A 23,441-nucleotide genomic window follows, 5' to 3' on the forward strand; every position below is an offset into this window, starting at 1 on the left:
TTCACCTCTCGCTATGGACGACAGCCGGGGCGCGCAGGCTGGTCGCCCGTTTCCGCAGCTTGAAATGAGTATTCCAGTCCCGGAAAATCCTCGGCCAGACCGGGAGGTGACGCTTTCTCGGGCGTCGTATTCCGTTGAGGATGATGCCTGTGATCGACCGGCCCGCGACCCGCAGCTTGGTGACGGCGTTTTTCATGCCCGTGCCATCGGCGACGTCCTGTCGGACCACGAAGGATACGGCGTCCGACAGACTGGCGATCCGCAACAGGTCGAGGTCATGGGCAACGGATGGGGCCTCGATCAATACCAGTTCGTATCGCTGTCTCGCCTCTGCAATCAGTCCGGCGAAGCGCTTGCTTCCAAGAACAAGATTTGGCGGCAGGTCGCTTTTCTCGGCGACGATGATGTCGACCCCGGAGGCCTGATCGCGTTGCATGACGTCGTCCAGGGACACCTCGCGGCTGACCGCCTGGGCAACATGCGACGTCGATCCCACATCGAATTCGCCCCCGAGAGCCGGGTTCCGCAGATTGGCATCGATCAGCAGCAGATTAACGCCGCTCATGGAAAGAGATCTGGCAAGATTGGCAATCACGAACGTCTTGCCTTCCCCATCGGCCGAAGATGTGAAGGCGATCACTTTCGCCTTGCTCTCGGCCAACTGCAGGTGGGTCTGAAGGTCGGCAAACGCGCTGTAGAAATCCGCCGCGCCGCTGCTGAATTTCCCGGGCTTGTTCTGGAACTCTCCGAAGGAACTGCGTGGAATGCGCCCGATGACGTTCAGTCCGGTTTTCTGTTGAAGAGACGTGATGGAGCCAACGGACCGGTCAGTGAAATTCAGGATGAAAGCCGTTGCCAAACCGGTGCCGCAACCGAGAAGAAGTGCAACGAGGCCCCACAGACCCGCGTCCGGACTGGTCGGCTTACGGGACGGCATTGCGCTCGATATGATCCGCGCCTCGGCAGTTGCAATACCGTCCTGTTCGATGGTCTGCTTGTAGCGTGCGAGGTATGTCTCGTAGATCGAGCGGTTCGCTGCTGCTTCCCGGTCAAGTTGCCCGGATTGAACCATTGCCATATCCGTCGTGGAAATGGCGCGTTGCACATCATTGAGACTGGCCTCGACTTCCTGCCGCTGTTTTTCGTTGACCTCGATCTCGTTGCGCAAGGCAGCGATGATCTGCGCGATCTCTGAATCGATCTGCTTGTTGAGTGAACTGAGCTGGGAGGATAACTGTGGCCGCTCCGGACTCATGACGGCGCCGCTTTCATCGATCTGGGCAATGGCTCTGATGACCCTTGCCTGCTCGGCCCTTAAAAGCTGGATCGATGGAGAGGACAGAACTTCGGTGATCCCGAGCCCATCGCCGCTTTTCTGCAGTTCGAGCGCTGTGGCCAGGCGCGCCCTTGACCCCGCCAGCTTGGCTTGTAGCGTCGTCAGCTCGACATTCAGACTTGAAAGACGCTGCGACTGCAGGGGAAGGCCACCCGTGTCTATCAATCCGGATTTTTCGCGAAATTGCGACGCCTGGCGTTCGGACTCCTCGAGTTCCGTCCGCAGACTGACCAGCCGCTCCCCGAGCCATGTGCTCACACGCCGGGTTGCTGTTGTCTGGAGGTCGATCTGATAGTCGATATAGGCTTCCCCGAAAGCATTGGCGACTTTTGCGGCAAGCGCCGGATCACCGGCATAATAGGAGATGTAAATCGTATACGACCGGCCATCATTCATCACACGAACGTTGGTCATGAGGTCATCGATCATTTTCGATGTCTCGGCGTCATTGCCAAGCACGATCGCGTCGGTGGTCGCCCGGCCGGATTTGATTTGCCGCCCTTCGAGCAGGCGATCTTTTTGCAGGAAGACGAGAACCCGTTCGGCCATGGACCTCGATCCGATGATATCGAGTTCGGTTCGAAGCACCGGGCTTTCCTGAGGTAGGGGAGAGACCACGGATTCGGTGGGGAGCGCTTGAAGCTTGCGGACATCAAGTGCGAGGGTCGCCTCGGCCTTGTAACGGATCGGGGTTCGCGCATAGCCGATTGCCGCGACTGCGAAACTGGCGAGAAAGCAAATGAAGACGGCTCTGCGCCGCTCCCGCAGGATGGTTATGAAGCGGGAAATACCTTCCTGCTCAACCGGAGATGATGGCGACTGGATCATGACGGTTCCTGCTGTAAGCGGGGCGTTCAGTAGCGGTCGGTGGATGGCGTGTGCTTAGCGGTCGTACGCCATGTCGCCGATCTTGCAGGCAACTTCCGTGCGGTTGGTTGCCCCAAGCTTCTTCATGATATTGCGGATATGCACCTTGATGGTGCTTTCGCAGAGATTCAGCTCCAGAGCGATATCCTTGTTCGCCTTTCCACACCGCAGGGCCTCAGCGATAGCCGATTGACGGCTTGTAAATTTCATCGGCGGTATGGTGGCGTGTGCCGTCAGGCCGAACAGACTTTTCATGTTCATGACGCTGCTGGCCGGTATGAAACGGCCGCCCGCGATTGCAAGACTGATCGCCTGGACGCAGACATCGACGCTGACGGAGCTCGATATATACCCGCGCACGCCAAGAGCGATCGTATCGAGGATGGTATTGATGTCCTGATCGTCGGAGAGTACGACGACGGCGGCCGGCGAAACCGCAGCGACAATCTCCGCGAGCTCGCGGTTTGTTTCCGCCGAGGGACCGGGCAAGGCACTGACCAGAACCGCCGCAGGCATGCCGATTTCCGCACGTGCCTGTTGCCATTCGCCGAGATGGGAGAAGGTCAGGATGCGCCTGTCCGCATATTGATAGTTGAGACTATGGGCGAGGCATTCCCGCTCGAGCATGCGACGATCTATGATGCCGATATAGCCAGCCGCAGTTGATGCGGTCTGCGGATACGGTGCGCCTTCCGGCGGGTTTTCGGAGATGTGGTTATGGATCATGACGAAAATGCCCCCTGTATTGTTTTTGGTTTCTTTTAATTTCCGAAAAACGTCGATTTCGTATCGTCAACAGGCTTTCGCCTGTTTCAGGCGAACGTCAGCTTTCTGACGGTAAAGGCTTCCGCAAAACGTGTAGGCGCACGGCATTCCATCCCCCGCAGCCGCGCAAGGCCACGAAAGGTATCCGCATCGAACCAGTCCTTCGACCTCTGTGTTCCAAAGTGTTGCAGGAGAAGCTCGACCTTCATGTTCATCGCGTCTTCGCTCAACGGCACGTAAGCGTTTCTTCTGCCGAAATCGCCGTCCCATTTCGGGATTTCGTATTCCATGATCAGGTGATTTCTGAAGATGTTGGATGTGAGCCTGTTGATTTCGCGGTGGTCCTGATGCGCATCCTCGCGGCTATGCGTGAATATGACGTCGGGGCTGACTTTGTCGCGCAATGTCAGCAGCCATGACTTGATCTCGCGGCTCTGCGAGGGAAAGTAGCTGTCCTGAAACGATGCCAGCTCAATCGAGTAGGATGCTGCTTTTGCAAGAAAAGCTTCGGCGGAACTTCGTGCCTCCAGGGCCCGCTCATTGCCGGCACTGAGGACGCACCAATAGACATCAAGCAATACGCCCTTTGAAAGCAGACTGAGGACCGTGCCTCCGACGCCGATCTCAATGTCGTCGGAGTGAGCTCCTAGACAAAGGATCGACAGGCGATCACCGGCGGAGGCGAGGGACATGTTTTTCATGGCAGCAGCTTCGTGTTTGACGACTTGTGTGCCATTGATCCATCGTCTCCAATCCATGGCATGTCACCACGCTCGACCATCGCCTCCAACGTCTGCCAGTCGCGGAGCGTATCCATTGACCGCCAGAAACCCTCGTGTTTGTAGGCCATCAATTTGTCTTCGGAAATCAACCTCGAGAACGGTTCCAGCACGAGTTCCTCACCCTCGCGCATGTAGTCGAAAATTTCCGGCCGCATCAGGAAGTAGCCGCCGTTAATCCACATATCGGATGTTTCCGACGACCGGAATTCCCGGACCCTTCCGCTCTCGTCGATCTCCGCTAGGTGGTAGGTGAGGGGCGGTCTGACAGCCAGAAAACAGGCGAGCTTGTCGCTCTTTTCGAATTGGGCAATCATGTCGTCGAGATCGACGTCGGTCAGGCCGTCGCTATAATTGGCAAGGAACATCTTCTCGCCCTTGAGATGATGACGTACGGCCCAGAGACGTTCGCCTATATTGCGCCATATCCCCGTATCGATCAGGGATACGCGCCAGTCCCTCGGCAGTTCCTCGAGCAACTCCACCCGTCCGGGGCTTGATATGACGCAATCGGCATAGCTTTCCGGCCGGCTGTTCAGGAAGAATTCTTTTATGACATGCGCCTTGTAGCCAAGGCAGAGGATGAAGTCCTCATGCCCGAAACGGGCGTAATATTGCATGACATGCCGCATGATCGGTTGAGACCCGAGCGGGATCAGCGGTTTCGGGACGCTTTCGGAATATTCCCTGATGCGGGTACCCCTGCCGCCGCAGAACAAGACGACCTTCATTGTGCCAACTCCTTCGGATCAATGACGGATATGTCGGGAATTGGAACGATGAATTTCCCGCCCCAGTTTTTGATATCGTTCATTTGCGCAACGATCTCAGTCTTCAGGTTCCAGGGAAGAATGAGAACGTAGTCCGGCTTCATGCGCGGGATTTCGCTGACGGGCCGGATCGGAATATGCATTCCCGGCGTGAGACGGCCATGTTTGTAAGGATTGCGATCAACTGCAAAATCGATGAAATCGGTGCCGATGCCACAATAGTTCAGCAGCGTGTTGCCCTTTCCCGGTGCGCCATAGGCGCAGATGGATTTGCGCATCTCCTTGAGGCGGATGAGGAAAGACAGAAGATTCCGCTTGGTCTGGCGCACGGCTTCGGCGAAGGCCGTATAGGTCTCTATTCTGTCGAGCCCGGCATTCAGCTCCCGTTCCAAAAGGCTATCCACGCGGGCTTCACGCGGAAACTTGCTGTCCTCATGCGAGAAAAAGACCCGCAGCGAACCGCCATGTGTGGGTATCTCTTCGACATCGAAAACCTTGAGCCCGTGACGGCGGGTCATTTTTTCTATGGTCAGCAATGAGAAGTAGGAAAAGTGCTCGTGATAGATGGTGTCGAACTGGTTTTCCGCGATAAGCTTTTCGATATGCGGGAATTCGAGGGTGATCACGCCTTCAGGCTTGAGCAGGACTTTCATGCCGGCAACGAAATCGTTGATATCAGGCACGTGGGCAAGGACATTGTTGCCGATGATGAGATCAGCTTTTTGTCCCCTGGCTGCCATATCGGTTGCTAGAGCCTCGCTGAAAAATTCCGTCAGTGTCGGAATACCTTTCCCGATCGCCACCTTTGCGACGTTGACCGCCGGTTCAATTCCGAGCATCGGGATGTTGCTGGTCAAGAAATGTTGCAGCAGGTAACCGTCGTTGCTGGCAAGCTCGACAACGAAACTGGAGTCGCCAAGCACGAAGCGCTTGATGACCATGTCACAGTACCGCTTTGCGTGAGCGACCCAACTGTCCGAGAACGAGGAGAAATACGCGTACTCCGTGAAAATATTCTCGGGCGCAACATATTCCTGAAGCTGGACGAGGAAGCATTCGTCGCAAACGAATGCGTGGAGCGGATAGAATGGCTCCACGTCGTTGGCTGCGTCAGCTGCGATGAAGCTTTCGCAGGGTGGAGACATTCCAAGATCGACGAAGGTATGCACCAATGGCGAGCTGCAAAGACGGCAAAGCCTGACGTTATGCGTCCTGTTCAATCTTGCAGAAAAAACCGCCTCATTATTCATCTGACGTCCCCTGATTTCATCGCAGTGTTTTCGAGTGAATTTCAGAAAATTCTTTTATTAACTGGAAAAAATACTATGGATCAGGGTGAGTGACGATACCGCATTCGGCTCGAAAACGTCATCCATAAGCCGTAGGTTGATATGATAATCCTCTAAAATGCGCTTCAGCTATTGGTTTCGGCAACCGAAAGGGTGACTTATTCGCCAAGCTGGCTTCAAGCTATGGTGCTGCCTATGGGTGTACTCCGGAGTCGCTGAAATGGCGGAGAATTCTTCTTGAATACGGGGTTGCATCAGGAGCGCCGAATGCTGTTTGAGAAGACGAAAATCGAAGGGCTTTGGGTAGTCAGTACGGTGCCTGTGCGGGACAGTCGCGGCTCTTTTGCCAGGACGTTCTGCAAGCGCGAATTTGAGGGCAACGCGCTGGTATCGGACTTCAGTCAGCACAGCCTTTCTCTATCGAAGCTTAAACACACCGTTCGAGGGCTGCATTTCCAGCGGCCGCCGCATCAGGAGACAAAGCTGGTTTCCTGCGTCAAAGGATCGATATGGGATGTCGCCGTCGATCTGCGCCGCGGCTCGCCGACCTATCTGCAATGGGTTGGCATGGTGTTGTCGGCCGACAATGGCGCGCAGTTCTACATTCCCGAGGGTTTTGCACACGGCTTCCAGTCGCTCAGCGACGACGTTGCTGTGTCCTATTTGATTTCGGCGCCCTATGCCGAGGCAAGTGCGGCGGGGATCCGTTATGACGCGCCCGCGATAGGTGTAGAATGGCCTGCGCCGCCCTCGGTCATATCGGAAAAGGACCTCGGTTGGCCCGCTTTGCAATGAAGGTCTAGCGCGTCAGGAAACCGAGGTTCGAGACAAGGCCCGCCTCGAGCAGCCTGCCGGCAGCGCTCGCAATATCGACAAACGGCATTTTAGACCTTTCGGCGATATCCAGTAGCGAGTTGGTTCCATCGCCGAGGTTGAGTATCCATAGATAGGCCATGGTACGGTCGTCATTCGTCTTATGGCCGCCTATCGCAGGGAAAAGCCCGTATTTCCCTAGCTGTGGCTCACCCTTGGGCCGAAGGTTCAACGGCGTCCAGTTGTCTTCGAGAGCATCGATCATGTCCATGATCATCCAAAAGGATGAGTCGAGATGTTTGGGCTCGATGAAGTCGAGATTGTCGGCCGAGGTGTGATATTCGGGAAAGGTTCCGAAAGCGCTTCTCTGCAGCAGTCCAACCGGCAGGTTGAAGCCCGGCGAACAGAATTGGCGCTCGTCGTAGCCGTAGGGAATGAAGTCGGCGATTGCCAGATGTTTGCGATCCTCTCCGCAGCGGGTGCAGGCGGCGATTCGGTCGATCAGTGCATCTCCCCTGCGGCTGCGCTTGTAGTTCGGCCCGCCCCCGTCACCAATGCAAGAAACCACAAGACCATGCGCAATGTTCGATATCCCGTCTTCGTTCTGCGCAAGCCATGACAGGGAGCCGATCGTTCCGGGTGCGAAGACGAACCTGTAGCTGTAATATGTGGACCTGCTTTTCAGGCCTGCGGCAAGACACGTTAGCAATGCCAGGCCGGAACAATTGTCGTTTGCGAGCGACGGGTGACAGATATGCGCGAAGAGAAGCACCTCTTTGGTGCTTTGTCCGACATGAAGATATTCGCCGTAATACAGATTACCTGACGCCTTTTCGGTGTCGATGACGACTTCATAGTCGCCTTCCTCGAGCTTGAGGAATTCATGATGCGACATGCAAAAGCCCCAGGCATCCGTGTAATAGGCTGTTTTGTAAGGAATGAGATCGGGTTGTGCCGGCAAGGTGTAGATATGCGCTTGCAGTTCGGCCAGCGGCATCACGCGACGTTGAGGGATACTGTAGTTCATGAGATGCAGGTTCGACGTTTGAAAATCGATCACCTTGCGTCCCGCCGCGTTCTTCACATAGGCGTCCCGGACGGTCCATTCCTGGGGCACCGTCCAGTCGAAAACCCGCGTCCCGCTTGGTACGGCGCGCCGCTCGATTTCGATATAGTCTTTAAGGATATCGATCGTGTCGCGCACGCCTTTGCCGGTGATGCTGCGACAGATCGGAAAGAGGCGGGAAGCCAGATCATGAATAGTCTGGCCGATATCTGTCTCTCTCCACGCATCGCCTGTCAGCTTTGCACCAGACGCCATCTTGCCCATCCGGGCCTCCTGTTTAAACCGATGCCGCAATATTAGCGCTCTGGCGCGGGGCGGCCATGGGGCGGCGCAGGTTGATGTCGATATCCTTGTCGCCGATCAGCTTCTGGAGTTGGCCGATCCGCTGATAGTGCGGCCCCTCGAATTCGGCCATTGTCAGGCCTGCACTCTTGTAGGCCCGGTAGAGTTGCTCGGCACCTGCGGCGGCCGTCCATGTCGGTTTAAACGCCGGAAGCGCGCGGGCGATCTTGCCAAAATCGACGCGGTACGAACGGGTATCGGGGCTTGCATCGCTCGCATATTGCAGCCGGCATCCGGGCACCGTGAGAGCGACGATTTCGGCAATCTCCCGGATCTGATAGTTGTGCGCATCCTGTCCGACGTTGAAAGCCTGATTGTGTATGGCATCGGTCGGCGCTTCGAGCGCAGCCAGAAAGGCGCGCGAAATATCCTCGATGTGAACGATTGGGCGCCATGGCGATCCGTCGGATTTCAGGAGGATCAGTCCTTCCGTCACCGCCCAAGCGGTCAGGTTGTTGAGGACGATATCGAAACGCAGCATGGGCGAAAGGCCATATGCTGTTGCCGGACGCATATAGACCGGTGAGAAGCCGGGGCTCGCAAGGCTTGCAATCTCCCGCTCCGCCAAGACCTTCGACGTGCCGTAGGCCGATACCGGCTTCAGCTCGGCCGTCTCGTTGACCAGTCCTTCGCCAGCGGCGCCGTAGTTGCTGCACGACGAGGCGAAGATGAAACGCTTGACGCCTGCCTGCTTTGCGGCTCGCGCTGCCCGAACGCTGCCGCGGTAATTGATCTCATAGGTAATTTCCGGATTGAGATTGCTCAGCGGATCGTTGGACAGCGCCGCAAGATGAATGACAGCGTCGAAACCTTCCATATCCGAAGGCTGGATATCGCGGATGTCCTTGCAGACGCCGGGGACCTGCGGCAAAGGTCCGCCTGGAACATAAGCGCAGCGATGGTAGAATTCAGTGTCGTAGCCGTGTACTTCGTGACCCGCCTTGCGCAGGATGGGTACCATGACGGAGCCGATGTATCCGCGATGCCCGGTGACTAGAACGTGCATGAAATTTCCCCTCAAAATCTATTTTCGATCGCAACGAGCGTATCTTTTCAGGCTAGATCGATGCACCGCGCAAAGCGGCTGTATCGATAATGCGAACGGTCTAGGTGCCCCTGCCGGTTAAGGCTTTCGGATGCTTTCCGATAATTCGGGCATGTCGGCCATGACCAACCCATGGCTGGCCTGATGCTGCGCGTTGCCGTTGAAACGCCGGAAGACGACATCGGATGGGCGTCCTGTCAGGAGTTTGTCGACGCCGTATTCCAGCGCTTTACGGTAGACGACGAGCGCTCCATCGATGGCGTCAAGCGTTTTGGCTATATCCTCGTCCTCATGCGTGTAGCTTACAACGAGAGACGGTGCGAGAAGGCCGCGACGGATGGTTTCCTGCAGAAACAGCGAGCGAAAAGCCTGAGACGGCTTTCCGGTCTGGTCCAGCGTGAAGTAGCTGAGGCAGGCAGAATGGCCCTGGATGCCGAAGTAGGAATCGAGCCCGTGCGCAATTGCGATCTGGCTGATGGCGGCGCGCAGCGAATTTCCCTGTCGGACCAGATGTGGGACCACGGGTTCCTGCGTGTAAACCTTCATGGTTGCGATGGCCGCCGCCATCGCATGCGTTTCCGCGCCATGCGTCGTCGAAAGCAGGAAGACGCGGGGGGCATCGGTTTGATCGATACCGCCTCGTTCCATGAACTCACGCTTGCCGGCAAGTGCGGAAATCGAAAAGCCATTCCCCAGCGCCTTGCCGAAACAGGATAGATCGGGGACGATATCGTATGTCTTCTGCGCGCCACCCGCATCCCAGCGGAAGCCGGTGATCATTTCGTCGAGAATGAAAAGCGCGCCGTTTTCGTGGCAAAGATTCTGGAGTTTGTGAAGAAACTGGTCCCGAGGCGGATCACCGCGCGACGGCTCCAGGATGAAGGCGGCTATGCGGCCTGGAAAACGGTCAAACAGACTGCGCGCACTGGCCAGATCATTATAGCTGAAGCCAAGGACCAGATTCTGGATCGCCTGAGGAATGCCCGCATTCATCTCCGTTGTTCCGATGAACCAGTCGTCGGTGGAGAAAAAGGGGTGGTCGCTGCAGCGCGCGATCAGGTCGCGGCCGGTAACAGCCCGCGCAAGTCGTATCGCAGCGGATGTCGCATCGGAACCGTTCTTGCAGAATTTGACCATTTCGGCCGTCTGGATCGTATCAAGGAAGGTCGAGGCGCATTCCACCTCGATCTTTGAGGGGCGCGTGAAATTGCAGCCGCGGTATAGTTCCGCACGCGCAGCCTCTACGACGTCGGCATAGGCATGGCCAAGGCCGACAGCCCTATTGCCCATACCGTACTCGATATATTCATTTCCATCGACATCCCAGACATGACAGCCATATCCCCTTTCAATGAAGCCGGGAGACAGGACAGGGTACTGGTCGTCACCCTTTGCATAGGTATGTGCGCCGCCCGGTATGATGTTGCGGGAGCGCAGGCGCAGTCGATCCGAGTTTTCGAAATTTTCGACGAAAGTTTGCATGGCGAAATCCCGGGTCCATATGTCCAATGACCAGAGATTACCGTATCCGGCTCGGTGGCCGTTACGCCGTCTTTATGTTGGGAATGCTAGCCTAAAGGCTTAGAGGAGATGTACAGCCTTCCCGTCATAATCGCTCCGATGCGTCCGCATCATGCGGGGCCCGACACCCGCAGGCAATTATGGTTCTGCAATAGGTCCACTGCACGACAGTTGATTTTAGTTTTTGAAGAGATCGGATATTTTGAAGATCACTTCCGTTCTGTTTTTGGCGTCGACTTTCTTCATGATATTGCGAATATGTACCTTTACGGTGCTTTCACGAAGATTGAGCTCATAGGCGATGATCTTGTTTGGCTTGCCTTGCGTCAAGGCGTTGATGACATCGACTTCACGTTGGGTGAACATGGCCGTGCGCTGACGTTCCTTGTCTTCCGCAACCACGAGCAACTGTCTGAGATCGCTCAGATTTTCAGCTGATACGAAAGCGCCGCCCGCCAATGCAAGTGAGATGGCGCCCACGCACACCGCCAACCCTATCGACGAGGAGATGTACCCGCGAACTCCCGCGTCGAACGCCCTCATGACCTGACGCAGATCGCGGTTTTCCGCAAGAATGACGACTGGCAGATAAGGGAAATCGGCGATGAATTCCCGCAACTCGTGAAGGGAAACGTCATCGCAAAAATCGCTGCGACCGACATTGACCAGGATGCCGCTATGCTGGCCGTTTGGAGCATGTCTCCAGTCGTCGAGTGATGAAAACAACTCGACTTCCATATCAAGGCCGTATGCGATCAGGCTCTGAGCCAGACACTCACGGTCGAGCGCGCGGTCGTCGATGATCGCCAGCTTTCTGACCGAAGTTTCCATAGGTTTCGAATGCGCAACCACATGGAAATTTGATGAGAATTGGCTATGTCCGTTGTTAGGAACTGATGTCAGCATGTTATGTCCTATCCGCGCTAAAGATTGCTTTGCGAACCTGCCTGGCTTGGCAGAGACGCAACCGAAGAGTTTCTTTCTACGAGCCTGCACAACGGACGTCGGAGGTAATTCAACCCGGAACGTCGTCATCAATCTGGAACTTCGGAAGAGATGATCTGAATTGCGGTCTGGATTTTTCGGAATTTAATGTCGGCCAGAAAGCAATAGACGTGGCACTACCCGAATTTCTACTCCGGCATCCTACAATGGAGTATCTCAACTGGAAAAGGCTCGGAAATTACTCACTTTTGATTGAGATTTCGAGACGGTGTTCAATCTGGCATGACGTAAAAATGCCAGCAGGTGCACGAGAACCGGTGAAATGGAATTTCGATCACACCAACTTCATTCTTCGCGGGCCGCGTCTAATTATATTGGATGAATTATAATATTTGCTGGATTGATTTATCATCAACCTTTGTTGCTCTTGTTTTTGATGTCGGCAACCTATGCGTGTTAATCGCATTTTCAAATTGCGCCTCAAGACAATTCAACACACTGTACCCCGTATATAACGGGGCGTGGTGAATATTTATCACTGACGAATGATCTCAAGGCCGTGTTGGCCGTTTTCAAGACTTCGTTGACCCTCCACCCCTGACGCTTCGTAAGGGTCGATTTCTGTTTGGAATGCGCGTCAATTTTAACGAGAGTGAATATGACGGAACGCGGCGCGGATAGTAACAAGGTTCCCTATACTTTCGAGGTAGACACCGGTCCGATGTCCGGGTCACAGGAAGCAAGTCCCGTTAGGATGTTCCCGATTGTCGGCGTCGGAGCTTCATCGGGTGGACTGAATGCGTTCAGATCCCTGCTCAAGGCGTTGCCTGAAAAAACCGGCTGTGCGTTTCTTCTCGTTCAGCATCTTGACCGGTCGCATGAAAGCATGCTCGCAGAACTTCTGGCGAACGAAACGAATATGGTCGTGACCGAGGCTGTCAATCTTGCATTGATAGAGCCCGAGCACGTCTACGTCATTCCACCAAAATTCTTGATGTCGGTTGATGGAGGACGCATATATCTGTCGCCGCGGCGGGAAATGCATGAGGCACCTCTGCCGTTTGATGTTCTCCTGGGTTCGATGGTCAAGGAGTACGGACCATGGTCGATAGCGGTCGTCCTGTCCGGCACGGGATCCGACGGCTCATCCGGTGTCCAGCAGATCAGGGACTTCAAGGGGCTCGTTCTGGTACAGGAGCCTCAAGAGGCACAGTTCGACGGCATGCCCGAAAGTGTTATTTCGCTAGGGATTGGCGCTACCGTTTTGCCGGTTGCTGAGATGCCTGCTGCCATTGCCAAACACATTGCGCTGTTGTCGCGGCTTCGAGCCGATCACTCGATGGTGCGCCAAATGCCCCAGCTGGACCGGATCATCGAGATATTGAGAGTTTCCACAGCGAATGATTTTTCGGCCTATAAACATGGAACGATGCAGCGCCGTGTCGAAAAACGCATTGCGGTTCTCGGTATCGAGATCGAGGAGATTGACCGATATCTTGAGATGCTCGAAAACAGCGAAGAAGAGCGCCAAAATCTCGTCAGGGATCTCCTGATCAACGTCACCAGCTTCTTCCGCGACGGGAAGGTGTTCGACTTTTTACGCGATACCATTATTCCGGATATTCTCCACGCAAAAGCGGCTCACGGAGCAGTGCGGGTCTGGGTCGCTGGATGCAGCACGGGGGAAGAAGCATATTCTCTGGCTATTCTCTTCCTCGAGCTCATTCAGTCTATGGGCCTTCGTCTCCAGTTTCAGATGTTTGCCTCGGACGCCGATGGCGAGGCGGTATCAATTGCCAGAGACGGACATTATTCACATCAGGCGACCAAATCGCTGCCGACGGACTTGCTGGAAAAATATTTCGTAAGGGATGACAACGGATACACCGTGACGGCGCAACTGCGTGGGGCGGTTGTATTCACCGTGCAGAATGTCCTGAGCGACCCACCGTTCTCACGGATCGATCTGATTTCATGCCGCAACTTGTTGATTTACCTCGAAGCGGACGCCCAAGCCAAGGTTTTGTCGCTTTTCAGGTTCGCCCTGCGGGAGAACGGCATTTTACTGGTCGGAAAATCCGAAACCGTTGGCGGAATGGATGACCGTTTCAAGCTGATTTCGGAAACCGAACGGGTATATCGGCGTATCGGGCCGCCGGTTTTCGGTGATCTTAATTTCGGCGTGGCTCCGGGTGGAAATGTCAGAATTCCCTCTTCGCTAGGAAAGGTGACTTCAGCGTTGAGGCACAGTGCGCTTGCCGACGCGGTTGCCCAGGTTCTGCTGGGTAGCTACGTGCCCGCCGCGATCCTCGTCAATAGAAAGTATGAATATCTTTACTCCATAGGCCCGACAGCAAGGTTCCTGCGGATCGCTTCAGGTCCGGCATCGCATGATCTGTTCGCCATGACACCGAAGGCGCTCCATAATAAGATCAGGTCTGCGATCCACCGTGCGACCCGCGATCAGAAGCCTTTCGTAGCCAAGAATGCAAAACTCGACAGCAACGGCGCGCATATCGAGTTCAGCATTCACGTAGAACCGCTGTTCAGTCAGGGTGAAGAGCTGTTCCTCATATGTTTCGTGGAAGATGCTGCGCAAGCCAACAGGGTTGTCCGATCGCAGAAATCATCGACGACAGATGCGTCGCCCATTACCGAGTTGGAATTCGAACTGGAGGAGACACGGGCGGAATTGCAGGGCGCCATACGCAATCTGGAAATTGCCAGCGAAGAACAGAAGCAGATCACCGCCGAAGCACTGTCTCTGAATGAAGAGTATCAGTCGACGAATGAGGAACTCGTTACTTCGAAAGAGGAGCTTCAATCCCTCAATGAAGAGCTGACAGCCCTCAACAATCAATTGCACGAAGCACTGGAGCGTCAGCGTGCAGTTTCCAACGATCTGCAAAACGTCTTGTACAGCACCGATGTCCCGACGCTCTTTCTGGATGCCAGTCTTCGTATTCGGTTTTTCACACCAGCCACCCGGTCAGTATTCAAGATTATATCGTCCGATGTCGGCCGGCCCCTCTCGGACCTCAGCGGCTTTGATGGGGACATTTCGCTTCAAGTCGATGCGATGGCGACCCTCCAGGACGGCAATACAATCGACAGGGAGATAGGAGGACCTGACGGCCGCTGGTATGTCCGCCGCATCAAACCCTATCGCGGCGAGAGCGAGACCGTCGACGGGGTCGTTATCACATTCATCGATATGAGCGCCCAGAAGCAGGTTGCGGAAAGCAGGGAAGCTGCAAAGAAATCCGCCGAGCGGGCGACTGAGGCAAAGTCGCAGTTCCTGTCTGCGGCAAGCCACGATCTGCGTCAGCCGCTGCAAACCTTGAAGCTGTTGCAGGGGCTTTTGGAAAAGAGCGTGGGCGAAGGCCAGGCGCGCACCTTCGTTCAGAGGATGGAGGAGACGCTGTCGTCGATGTTGGGAATACTCAACTCCGTTCTCGACATCAACCAGATCGAAGCGGGTATGGTGGAACCTCAGATCGTGAGCTTTGCAATAGGCGATCTTTTGGGAAGGCTCTTCAAGGAATTTTACTATCCCGCTCAGGCCGCCGGGCTGCAACTCCATGTCGTGCCGTCCAGCCTCGCCGTTCGCACCGATCCGCGTCTGTTCGAGCAGATCGTCCGCAACCTTCTGTCCAATGCGCTGAAATATACGACGAGCGGCAAAATTCTGGTCGGTTGTCGCCGGCGCGGTACGAAGGTTCGTTTCGAAGTGTGGGACACTGGCATCGGCATTCCCGAAAACCATATCGAGGATGTTTTTCAGGAATACCTCCAGCTCGATGCGCCTGCTGGAACGGAAGACCGTGGTTTGGGGCTGGGATTGTCGATCGTCAAGCGGCTCAGCGAGCTTCTCGAACTAAGGGTAGTGGTGCAGTCACGACTGCATAAAGGTTCGGCATTCATGATCGAGATCGATCACGCACCGGCCGGTGAGCCGCTTGTACCACTTCCTGCGCCAGTGGATGACCATTCGAACCAAGCGGCTACCCTGTCGTGGGCGTCGGTTCTGATCGTCGAAGACGAAAACGGCATGCGTGATTTGCTCAAGATGGGACTTGAGCAGACTGGATATGTGGTGGCTGCGACCTCTACGGCTGCCGAGGCGCTCGCGATTGTTCGAGGATTGCAGTTCACGCCCGACGTCATTCTCGCAGACTACAATCTCCCTACCGGGGGGAATGGCATAGCTGCAATAGGAGATATCCGGCAAGCACTCCGCCGAAATGTTCCGGCGCTCATTCTCACAGGCGATATTTCAAGCAAGGCCCTGAGGGCTTTTGCACAGCACGAAATTCCGTATCTGCACAAGCCGGCGAAACTCAAGGACGTCGTGCAGGTCGTCGAGACCCTGGTTGTTCGCCAAACCGACGAGAGGGTAGTGCACATAAGCGAACCCGAATACATGAGGCCGATGACGGGTCGGCTCATCGAAGTCATCGACGACCAGCAGGACATCAGGGACAATTTGCGCGCTCTTTTCGAAGGAGAAGGCTGGACGGTTGCAACCTATGTATCGGCAGAAGAGTATCTTGCAGATTACCAGCCGGACAGATCAGGTTGTCTGCTTGTCGATGCGTATCTGCCGGGCATGGTCGGCATGGAGTTGCTGCGTTTGCTGAAAGAAAAACATCATCGGTTTCCGGTGATTGTGATCACGGGTCGTAGCGATGTCCGTATGGCAATCAATGCGATGCGATATGGAGCGGCCGATTTCATCGAGAAGCCGTTTTCTTACCAGGAAATATATCGGAGCGTGCAATCGGCCCTCGAGCGATCGCGTGATGCAAACGAGCGCGAAGAGCGGCGTGAAACGGCTCGTGCCACGCTGGCAACGCTTACTCGCAAGCAACGCCAGATCCTTGACCGGATTGTTCAGGGGCAGGCCAACAAGGTTATTGCAGCTGATTTGAAGCTTAGTCAGCGCACTGTCGAGAACCATCGCGCATCAATCATGCGCCGAACGAAATCCGCGTCGTTGCCGGCGCTGTTGCGGCTTGTCCTGAATGCCGAAGAATAGGCCGTCATCATCGAAAATTTGGCCGGTCTATCGCTATCGGCGGGCGATCGCTGCGCGAATGCGATACAATGCATCAGGTCGGCGCACAAGATAACTCACCGGTGGCAGAAACGCTGAAGCGGGTCTCAGGCGGAAAGCCTGTGCGAGAAGGGCACCCGCGCCGGGCCGGCGCCGGACCAGATTGGAAAGCGCGCACCAATAGGCGCGGTCGCTCAGGCTCGCGCGACCGCGCCTTAGCAGTGTTTGGGCATCGGCAAGCAAAGCCCCTTCATTGCCAAAGAAGCTTTCGAGCGCGGCTTCGATTTCGGTATTCCAGGCAAGCACGTTATCAAGGATGGCGGATTGGTTCGCACCGTGGATACGGGTGAAATTCTGCACGGCATCAAGTTCGACGATGTCGCCAAGCACCGCGAGCCGCATCCACATCTCGACATCGTCGGTATGGCGCAGTGCTGGCCGATAATGACCGGCATGTTGTTGAATGTGCGTCCTGGTAACGGCGAGTGGGCCCAGCACCGGGCTGCGCCCCGTCGCGCAAATTTTGGCGATAAAGTCCATGCCGCGATGAAGGTGCATGCCATCGGGTTCACTGCGAAGGACCGATGCTATTTCGGCATCGTCACGGAAGAAGGTGGTGCGGCCGAACGCCATGTGCGCGCCGGGGCTATTGTCGAGCGCCTCCATTGCGCGCGCGAGTGCTCCAGGCGACAGGACATCGTCGGCGCAGATGATGGCAAAATAGTCCGCCCGAGCCCAATCGATGCCTTCGTTGAAAGACGCGTGACCGCCGAGGTTCCTTGCGCGCAGGCTCGTTTCGATGCGGGGATTTGCTGCCGCGAGAGACCGGACGATCGCGACACTGTCGTCTGTGGAGGCATTGTCGATGATGAGGATACGCATGTCCGGGATGTTTTGGCCAAGGACGCTTTCTACGCATCCCTCCAGAAAGCGACCGTAATTGTAGTTGGGGATGACGATATCGATGCTGCTCATGGTTCCACCGCTGCGGCAACGACGGTGTCGGGAATGGAAGCCGGTGCAGGAGGTTTTCCGACCCTGCGCAGACTCCCGGCAAAAGCATCGAGCGTCGAACGTATTTCGCTGACGAGTGGATGACGCAGAAGAAACAGGCAAACGGCCCAGCCTGTCACCGAAAGGATGACGGCGCCGCCAGCCATGGCGAGGGAGTAATCGAAGCGGAATCCCATCCAGGCAGATATGGCAAGCGGCCCCACAATCGCGGCAAGGGTCACGGCGGCACTCGGCCCGATGGCTGCGAACAGTTCGGGTAACTTAAAGTGCGCATGGCGTCTGACGAGATAGAATGCGACGAGCATCTGGAAGGGCAGCGTGACGAACTGGCTCAGCGCTACCGCGGTGAGGCCAAAGAAGCTGGCAGAGCAGAGCACAATTGCCGAGACGCTGCGGCAGACGAAATTGCCCAGAAAAGCCTCCCGGTTGGCGTTGAGAGCGATCAGCAGCGGCGTTGTCAAAACCATGGGAAACCAGAAGATCGACGCAAGCGCGAGAATCCGGGTGATCGGTACGGCGGCGAGCCACTGGTCTCCAAGTGCAAGGCGCACGATGGGATCGGCGAGAATGGCCACCATGATCAGCGACGGCCAATACAGCACGGTGATGTAACTGAGGGCGCGCAGGTAGGACCTGCGGACGTCTCCACCTTCGCGAACTTCGGCGGCGAGCGCCGGGAAGGCGAAGGAAAAGATTGCCGAGAGGAAAATGCGATCGGGAATGGAGCAAACGGTATTGGCGCGATTGTAGATCGCGACCGCTGTCGGTGTCATGGCAAAGCCGAGCACCAGTTGCGGCAGGGACTCGTATAATTTGTCAACGATGGTTGCAGCGCCCCTGTAACGGCCGAATTCGGCCATACGGCGCCACGACTTGAGCGAAAGGCGTGCTGTACGCTGGGCCGGATCGGCATAGGCTGCAAGGGCGCTGGCAACGCTGTTGCCGACGAGCAGGCCGAGCGCGAAGCTGACGAAGCCCCATCCATTGCTGGCAGCGAAGATCGTCACGGTAGCCATAGCCACGAGGCCGATGGTTCGGACGCGTGCGATGGTGCCGAATGCCAGCCGGCGACGCAGCATGGAAAATGCCGGCATGCCCAGGCTTTCGGCCATGACGGCGGCAATTGCCAGGATAAGATAATGCTGGAGACCGGGCTGGTGGTAGAAAATCGCCAGATAGGGTCCGCATAGATAGAGAACGATCCCGAGAATGCCGCTGACGAGGAGCAAGAGTGTAAGCGACGTGTTGATGTCATCGCGTTCAACGACATCGAGCTGAATGAGAAAATCGGAAGAAACGAATTCGCGAAAGGCGAATATCACCGATGTCACCCCGTAGCCGATGACGGCAAAGCCAACTTCCGCCGGCGACAATAGTCTCGATACGATCGCGATCAGAGCGAGATTGATCGCAATTCCGAGGTGCTGTTCCAGCATGGCCATGAAAAAGGCGCGGCGGACTTTGTGCATCGAGGGCTCCGACAGCGTTGCCGATAATCGACGGTAGCGTCAAATCTAGAGTGGGGACTTGGATCTTGGAAATCTGACCGTTGGGATGGCAGCCGGATCCGTAGGTGTAGGCCGTTTGGAGAATGTCCGTTGAAGGGCGTGCGACATTGTGCGGACTACTCCCGTCGAGTGGTGAAGAGCCTCGGTATTACGTCGAAAGCATTAGGCTGCGGGACACCTTTGCTAAGGCGTAACGCTCTGCGGCGTTGCGACGGCATCAGTTGAGAGAAATTCCCGGCCGAGTAGCGCCTCTTGCTCGGAAAGCTGGCGCTTGAAGCGATCATTGGCGTGGTCGATCCGCTGTCTTACCGCCCCGGCTCCAGCGAGTATCTCCTTCACCAGCTCGATAACTTCCTCGACTTCGAACGTGTCGATGTGTCGGGCAAATTTCTCTTGGTCGAAATCGTTCATCAGATCATCGAACTTTCTGGCATAACCTATTGATATTGTCGGATTTCCGAGTTTCAGGGAACAGACAACTCCATGATATCTCGACACCACCGCAAGGTCGATTGCTGCCATCTGCTGCATGATATCGCGCAGCGTTGCGGCCGAGCTGATGTCGATCTGCGCCAACTCGTCCTCGGAGAGCATGTCCGTCAGCAGAAACATCAGATCCGCGCAGGCGACCCTGTCCGTAATGTCTCCCATCAAAAGGGTGACGCGATGGCCTTCACCGATCAACCAGCTCACGAGCCGTGAGAGCTTGTGGATGTAGGTCTTGTAAATCCTGGCGGCCTCGGGGTCGTTGTGACGCCAGCCGCGATAGTCCATGACGCCGACACCTATTCTCATTACGCCGTCGGCGGGGCTCTGCCGGTGGGGCACAGGAATAGGAAGATCAAAGGCGATATCGGGGTAACGGTGGTCTCGCGACACGTCGACACCGATCGTTTTCATGTAGTTGAGCGAGAAATCGTCCCGGTAGGATCGATAGGAGGCCATCTGTGCGGCAGAGCGCAGGAACCAGCGGCTGAGACGGCTTTTCATCGGGCCGGCGCCGATGCTGACTAAGGCGATCCGTGTGTTGCGAAGGCGTGCAACGAGACACCAGCAAAACACGACAAAGGGCCAGCCGAACCACTTTTCCTGAAAATCATCGAGGATGCCGGTTCCCGGTATGATCATCAGATCAGCCTTGTCGAAACTAAAGAGGGAACTGACCAATAGCATGAGCCGTGAAGGCACCTTGCCGAGTAGCTTGTCCAGTTGCCTCATCCATGCATTCGTCAGGGGAGGCCCCCCAACACCCATCGCACGAATATTGAACTTCGCACTTACGACTGTCGGACTTGCACAGATACACAACAGATCGGCATCGGGCCTCATCCTGCGCAGATAAAGGAGCATGGCTTCCAGCGATCCGTCATTGCCCGAATTGCCAGAGCCAAATTGTCCAAGGAGAGTGATCCTCATTTATTTTCCAATCGCAGCCCGGCGCCGACACGCTCGATATGGCATTGATATCCGCTGGAGCAGTACGACCCCACACCGACATTCGGGTTGCGTCTTACGCCAAACGAATAGTCTGACTGACGCAAACCTCTCAAAGGAAGATACAGCTAAGCCTAAGATGCAACTGACTGTCATCCCGTGGCTTTTTAGTATGTCGCCTTAGCAGCCACTCGAACCATCCGCCGTCGATCCGTTGCGGCATGGTTGTGGATGCTAGAGCGAGAGTGTCCCATGAAGCTTGCCTATTTTGTTCTTCCCCATATCGGCGGCACCTATTCCGTCTTCAAACATCTTCGCAAAGGTCTCGCCGCCTATGGCATAGACGTGCGATGGCTCGGCGTGTGCAAGGAAACATACGGGCTGCCTTTCGATCTGCAGGGTGAAAAGGCATTCGGGCAACTGCTGCGGATGCCCGTCAATCTCAGCGACCGCGAATGTGCAGCACGAACGGCGGCCGCCATCGAAGACGGCGGGTTCGACGGTGTGATCGTCAATGTTCTTGGCGATCAGTTGCAGACAAATATCGCGCGCTATCTGCCAGAAGGTATCCTGCGTATTCTCGTCGTTCATAATATCTCACCTGGAACATACGCTGCCGCGCGCTCGATCCGGGACTATGCCCATGTTACGATCGGCGTATCGGAGCGGTGCCGCGCCGATCTGGTCGCGCGCAACGGCTTTTCGAAGGATCGCACCTACGCAATCCCGAACGCGGTGGACAGCGATGCGTTCCGGAGCCAGGCGGTTCGGCGCATCAACCGGGGGCCGGAACTCAAGGTTCTCTTCGTCGGCCGCATTGAAGATGCATCGAAAGGCGTGATGTGGCTGCGGGAGATACTGGATGCGTCGTCCGAGGCGGTACGCCTGACGATCGTCGGAGATGGGCCGGATATGGGCAAGCTCAGGCGAAGGCTTGACGGCCATGGCGATCGCGTCAGTTACGCAGGATCCGTTCAGCTTTCAGACATACCGGTCATCATGGCCAGTCACGATGTTCTCATCATGCCGTCCCGCTTCGAGGGGCTTGGCATGACGATGATCGAGGCAATGGCCGGCGGCTGCGTCCCGGTCGTGTCTCATATCCGTGGCGTGACGGACACGATTGTCGAGCCGGGCCGAAACGGCTTTCTGTTCCCGATCGGCAATTATACGGCAGCGGCCAATGCGATCGCGCGCTTGCATGCCGATCGCGACCTTCTCGAGCGGATGTCGATTGCGGGAAAGGAAATGGTCCTGAACCGCTTCAGCATCGAACGGATGGCCGCACGCTATAACGAAGTCATTACCATGACACTGAACGATCGTCCTGGCCTGTCAACGGTGCTCAGGATGGAGGAATGGTCTATTCCCGCCGGTTTGAGGCCGGGCCTTCGAACCTATCTGCCGTTGCCCTTGAAAAACTGGCTTCGCGTCGTTCGTGAACGGCTCTGAAGCGATGTTCGGCGATCAGCGGCGACTTGGACATCTGTGCGGCGTCTTCTTTTTTTGGCTATGCATGTTTTCGACCGGCAACGCACAGGATACCGTTTTTCCGCTGCAGACGTCGCAGGACGGGCGTTATCTTGAAGACAGCAAGGGTCTGCCGTTCCTGATTGTCGGCGACAGTGCGTGGTCGCTCATTGGCGACACCTCTATTCCCGATGCGGAATTTTACCTGGAAACCCGAAAGCGGCAGGGCTTCAACACCGTGCTTGTATCGTTGATCGAGCATCAGTTCTCCCGCAAGGCGCCAGCGAACTTCTACGACGAGAAACCTTTCGCAGGCGATGTCTTCGAGCAACCGAACGAGGCCTATTTCGACAGGGCAGAAGCCGTCATAAAGGCAGCCGCAAGTCGCAACCTGCTGGTGCTTCTCTGTCCGGCCTATAACGGCGCACGCGGTGGCCCCGAAGGATGGTATCAGGAAATGGTCGCGGCCGGGCCAGAAAAGCTGCGGGCTTATGGACGCTATCTCGGGCAGCGTTTTGCGAAGTACCCCAACATCATCTGGGTGCAGGGCGGGGATTACGATCCGCCAGATCGCAATCTGGTCATGGCTGTTGCAATGGGGATCGCTGAAACTGATCCTTCGGCATTGCAGACCGTGCATGGCAATCCCGATACCGAGACGAGCGATTTTTGGCGGGACGCTTCCTGGCTCGATATCGATTCAGTTTATACTTACAGCAATGTCGCGGCGGCGGTGCTGGATCGTTACCGATCGGGACCAAGACGCCCTTTTTTCCTCATCGAAGGCGCATATGAAGGCGAGAACGATGTGAAGGAGCGTCAGGTTCGTCTTATTGCCTATGGTGCGCTGCTTTCAGGCGCGAGCGGTCAGCTCTTCGGCAATAATCCGGTCTGGCATTTTTCCGCCGCCGGGCTTTATGAAGCGAAGGACAGCTGGCAAGGTTCGCTGAACAGCCGTGGTGCTCAAAGCATCACCCATCTGGCCTCGCTTTTCAGACAACTGGCATGGTGGAAGCTCGTACCCGATCAGGGAAGCTTGCTGAAAAGCGATGCGGGCGCATTCGCGGCGCGCGACAGGGAAGGGTTTTTCGCCGTGATCTGTCTCGACACTCCTTCCGTTGCGATCGATCTCGACAGTTTGGCGGCAGGCGAGAAAACCCTTCGCTGGTATGATCCCTCGAATGGAATTTACATCGAACCGATCGAGCGTCTTGGCCGCAGCGGCCTTCGTAACGTGACGGTGCCGGCATCGGCGAATGCTTTCGGCTTTCAGGACTGGATCGCCGTTCTCTCCACACAGGAATGATCACTTGCAAGATGCCGCACGCTGCCGAGTCGTTCATTTGTGGTCGCTCGCCGTCAAGGTCTCAAACCTAGCTCTTTCGATATTCGATCCGGTTCGGGGGTGGGGAGGGTAGCCG

Annotated in this window: 16 protein-coding genes; 4 read left to right on the top strand and 12 right to left on the bottom strand. The window is 56.1% G+C overall.

Annotation, left to right across the window (positions count from 1 at the left end):
* Position 1 precedes the first annotated feature (1 nt).
* The 5 genes from FHW77_RS23505 to FHW77_RS23525 all read right to left on the bottom strand — a co-directional run bounded on the left by FHW77_RS23505 (position 2) and on the right by FHW77_RS23525 (position 5,767).
* Positions 2-2,164, bottom strand: coding sequence for a GumC family protein (locus FHW77_RS23505; protein WP_182590780.1), 2,163 nt, complete (start codon positions 2,162-2,164; stop codon positions 2-4).
* Between the two features lie 54 nt (positions 2,165-2,218).
* Entirely contained in the window at positions 2,219-2,929 is a 711-nt protein-coding gene (locus FHW77_RS23510) for a helix-turn-helix transcriptional regulator (protein WP_142187268.1), read from the bottom strand.
* Positions 2,930-3,015: 86 nt separating this feature from the next.
* Complete coding sequence (locus tag FHW77_RS23515; RefSeq protein WP_026330955.1) at positions 3,016-3,669, bottom strand: PIG-L deacetylase family protein; 654 nt, start codon at positions 3,667-3,669, stop codon at positions 3,016-3,018.
* Positions 3,666-4,478 carry a glucose-1-phosphate cytidylyltransferase gene (locus FHW77_RS23520; RefSeq protein ID WP_003517634.1) on the bottom strand — a complete coding sequence of 271 codons (813 nt, stop codon included), beginning with the start codon at positions 4,476-4,478 and terminating at the stop codon, positions 3,666-3,668. The genes FHW77_RS23515 and FHW77_RS23520 overlap by 4 nt, the downstream gene beginning before the upstream one ends.
* Positions 4,475-5,767, bottom strand: a complete 1,293-nt coding sequence (locus FHW77_RS23525) for a class I SAM-dependent methyltransferase (protein ID WP_182590781.1) — start codon at positions 5,765-5,767, stop codon at positions 4,475-4,477. The genes FHW77_RS23520 and FHW77_RS23525 overlap by 4 nt, the downstream gene beginning before the upstream one ends.
* A 306-nt stretch (positions 5,768-6,073) precedes the next feature.
* Here FHW77_RS23525 and rfbC point away from each other — a divergent pair, with 306 nt between their 5' ends.
* The gene (gene rfbC, locus FHW77_RS23530; protein ID WP_182590782.1) at positions 6,074-6,601 is read left to right on the top strand and encodes a dTDP-4-dehydrorhamnose 3,5-epimerase; all 528 of its coding nucleotides are present in this window, start codon (positions 6,074-6,076) and stop codon (positions 6,599-6,601) included.
* Positions 6,602-6,605: 4 nt separating this feature from the next.
* Here the strand turns inward: rfbC and FHW77_RS23535 are convergent, their stop codons facing one another.
* From FHW77_RS23535 to FHW77_RS23550, 4 genes are all read right to left on the bottom strand, one after another.
* A complete protein-coding gene (locus FHW77_RS23535) occupies positions 6,606-7,949 on the bottom strand; it encodes a DUF4910 domain-containing protein (protein ID WP_182590783.1) in 1,344 nt (447 codons plus the stop codon).
* 13 nt (positions 7,950-7,962) lie between these two features.
* Positions 7,963-9,033, bottom strand: coding sequence for an NAD-dependent epimerase/dehydratase family protein (locus FHW77_RS23540; protein WP_142187262.1), 1,071 nt, complete (start codon positions 9,031-9,033; stop codon positions 7,963-7,965).
* A gap of 117 nt (positions 9,034-9,150) precedes the next feature.
* Complete coding sequence (locus tag FHW77_RS23545; RefSeq protein WP_142187260.1) at positions 9,151-10,554, bottom strand: glutamate-1-semialdehyde 2,1-aminomutase; 1,404 nt, start codon at positions 10,552-10,554, stop codon at positions 9,151-9,153.
* A gap of 216 nt (positions 10,555-10,770) precedes the next feature.
* A complete protein-coding gene (locus FHW77_RS23550; protein WP_003517620.1) occupies positions 10,771-11,499 on the bottom strand; it encodes a LuxR C-terminal-related transcriptional regulator in 729 nt (242 codons plus the stop codon).
* Positions 11,500-12,292: 793 nt separating this feature from the next.
* Here FHW77_RS23550 and FHW77_RS23555 point away from each other — a divergent pair.
* Positions 12,293-16,576, top strand: coding sequence for a CheR family methyltransferase (locus FHW77_RS23555; RefSeq protein WP_182590863.1), 4,284 nt, complete (start codon positions 12,293-12,295; stop codon positions 16,574-16,576).
* A 33-nt stretch (positions 16,577-16,609) separates the two neighbouring features.
* Here FHW77_RS23555 and FHW77_RS23560 read toward each other — a convergent pair whose 3' ends face one another.
* The 3 genes from FHW77_RS23560 to FHW77_RS23570 form a co-directional block, all read right to left on the bottom strand.
* Positions 16,610-17,569, bottom strand: a complete 960-nt coding sequence (locus tag FHW77_RS23560) for a glycosyltransferase family A protein (RefSeq protein WP_142187258.1) — start codon at positions 17,567-17,569, stop codon at positions 16,610-16,612.
* Positions 17,566-19,077, bottom strand: coding sequence for an oligosaccharide flippase family protein (locus FHW77_RS23565; protein ID WP_112391054.1), 1,512 nt, complete (start codon positions 19,075-19,077; stop codon positions 17,566-17,568). The genes FHW77_RS23560 and FHW77_RS23565 overlap by 4 nt, the downstream gene beginning before the upstream one ends.
* 222 nt (positions 19,078-19,299) lie before the next feature.
* Positions 19,300-20,532 (bottom strand): polysaccharide pyruvyl transferase family protein, encoded by a 1,233-nt coding sequence (locus FHW77_RS23570; RefSeq protein WP_182590784.1) that lies wholly within the window; start codon positions 20,530-20,532, stop codon positions 19,300-19,302.
* A 270-nt stretch (positions 20,533-20,802) separates the two neighbouring features.
* On the opposite strand from FHW77_RS23570, the gene FHW77_RS23575 reads away from it, so the two are divergent.
* Together FHW77_RS23575 and FHW77_RS23580 are read left to right on the top strand one after the other, a co-directional pair.
* The gene (locus FHW77_RS23575; protein ID WP_182590785.1) at positions 20,803-22,002 is read left to right on the top strand and encodes a glycosyltransferase family 4 protein; all 1,200 of its coding nucleotides are present in this window, start codon (positions 20,803-20,805) and stop codon (positions 22,000-22,002) included.
* A gap of 64 nt (positions 22,003-22,066) precedes the next feature.
* Positions 22,067-23,326, top strand: a complete 1,260-nt coding sequence (locus tag FHW77_RS23580; RefSeq protein ID WP_286086127.1) for a glycoside hydrolase family 140 protein — start codon at positions 22,067-22,069, stop codon at positions 23,324-23,326.
* Positions 23,327-23,441: the final 115 nt, after the last annotated feature.

This window comes from Agrobacterium sp. RC10-4-1 (genome assembly GCF_014138475.1).
GTDB classification, from domain to species: Bacteria; Pseudomonadota; Alphaproteobacteria; order Rhizobiales; family Rhizobiaceae; genus Agrobacterium; species Agrobacterium pusense.

Bases quoted from the DNA above. Each gene is read 5' to 3' on its own strand.
- FHW77_RS23550 (WP_003517620.1), bottom strand. From the start codon at position 11,499: ATGCTGACATCAGTTCCTAACAACGGACATAGCCAATTCTCATCAAAT.
- rfbC (WP_182590782.1), top strand. From the start codon at position 6,074: ATGCTGTTTGAGAAGACGAAAATCGAAGGGCTTTGGGTAGTCAGTACG.
- FHW77_RS23505 (WP_182590780.1), bottom strand. From the start codon at position 2,164: ATGATCCAGTCGCCATCATCTCCGGTTGAGCAGGAAGGTATTTCCCGC.
- FHW77_RS23525 (WP_182590781.1), bottom strand. From the start codon at position 5,767: ATGAATAATGAGGCGGTTTTTTCTGCAAGATTGAACAGGACGCATAAC.
- FHW77_RS23515 (WP_026330955.1), bottom strand. From the start codon at position 3,669: ATGAAAAACATGTCCCTCGCCTCCGCCGGTGATCGCCTGTCGATCCTT.
- FHW77_RS23555 (WP_182590863.1), top strand. From the start codon at position 12,293: ATGTTCCCGATTGTCGGCGTCGGAGCTTCATCGGGTGGACTGAATGCG.
- FHW77_RS23575 (WP_182590785.1), top strand. From the start codon at position 20,803: ATGAAGCTTGCCTATTTTGTTCTTCCCCATATCGGCGGCACCTATTCC.
- FHW77_RS23520 (WP_003517634.1), bottom strand. From the start codon at position 4,478: ATGAAGGTCGTCTTGTTCTGCGGCGGCAGGGGTACCCGCATCAGGGAA.
- FHW77_RS23535 (WP_182590783.1), bottom strand. From the start codon at position 7,949: ATGGGCAAGATGGCGTCTGGTGCAAAGCTGACAGGCGATGCGTGGAGA.
- FHW77_RS23565 (WP_112391054.1), bottom strand. From the start codon at position 19,077: ATGCACAAAGTCCGCCGCGCCTTTTTCATGGCCATGCTGGAACAGCAC.
- FHW77_RS23545 (WP_142187260.1), bottom strand. From the start codon at position 10,554: ATGCAAACTTTCGTCGAAAATTTCGAAAACTCGGATCGACTGCGCCTG.
- FHW77_RS23540 (WP_142187262.1), bottom strand. From the start codon at position 9,033: ATGCACGTTCTAGTCACCGGGCATCGCGGATACATCGGCTCCGTCATG.
- FHW77_RS23580 (WP_286086127.1), top strand. From the start codon at position 22,067: ATGTTTTCGACCGGCAACGCACAGGATACCGTTTTTCCGCTGCAGACG.
- FHW77_RS23560 (WP_142187258.1), bottom strand. From the start codon at position 17,569: ATGAGCAGCATCGATATCGTCATCCCCAACTACAATTACGGTCGCTTT.
- FHW77_RS23510 (WP_142187268.1), bottom strand. From the start codon at position 2,929: ATGATCCATAACCACATCTCCGAAAACCCGCCGGAAGGCGCACCGTAT.
- FHW77_RS23570 (WP_182590784.1), bottom strand. From the start codon at position 20,532: ATGAGGATCACTCTCCTTGGACAATTTGGCTCTGGCAATTCGGGCAAT.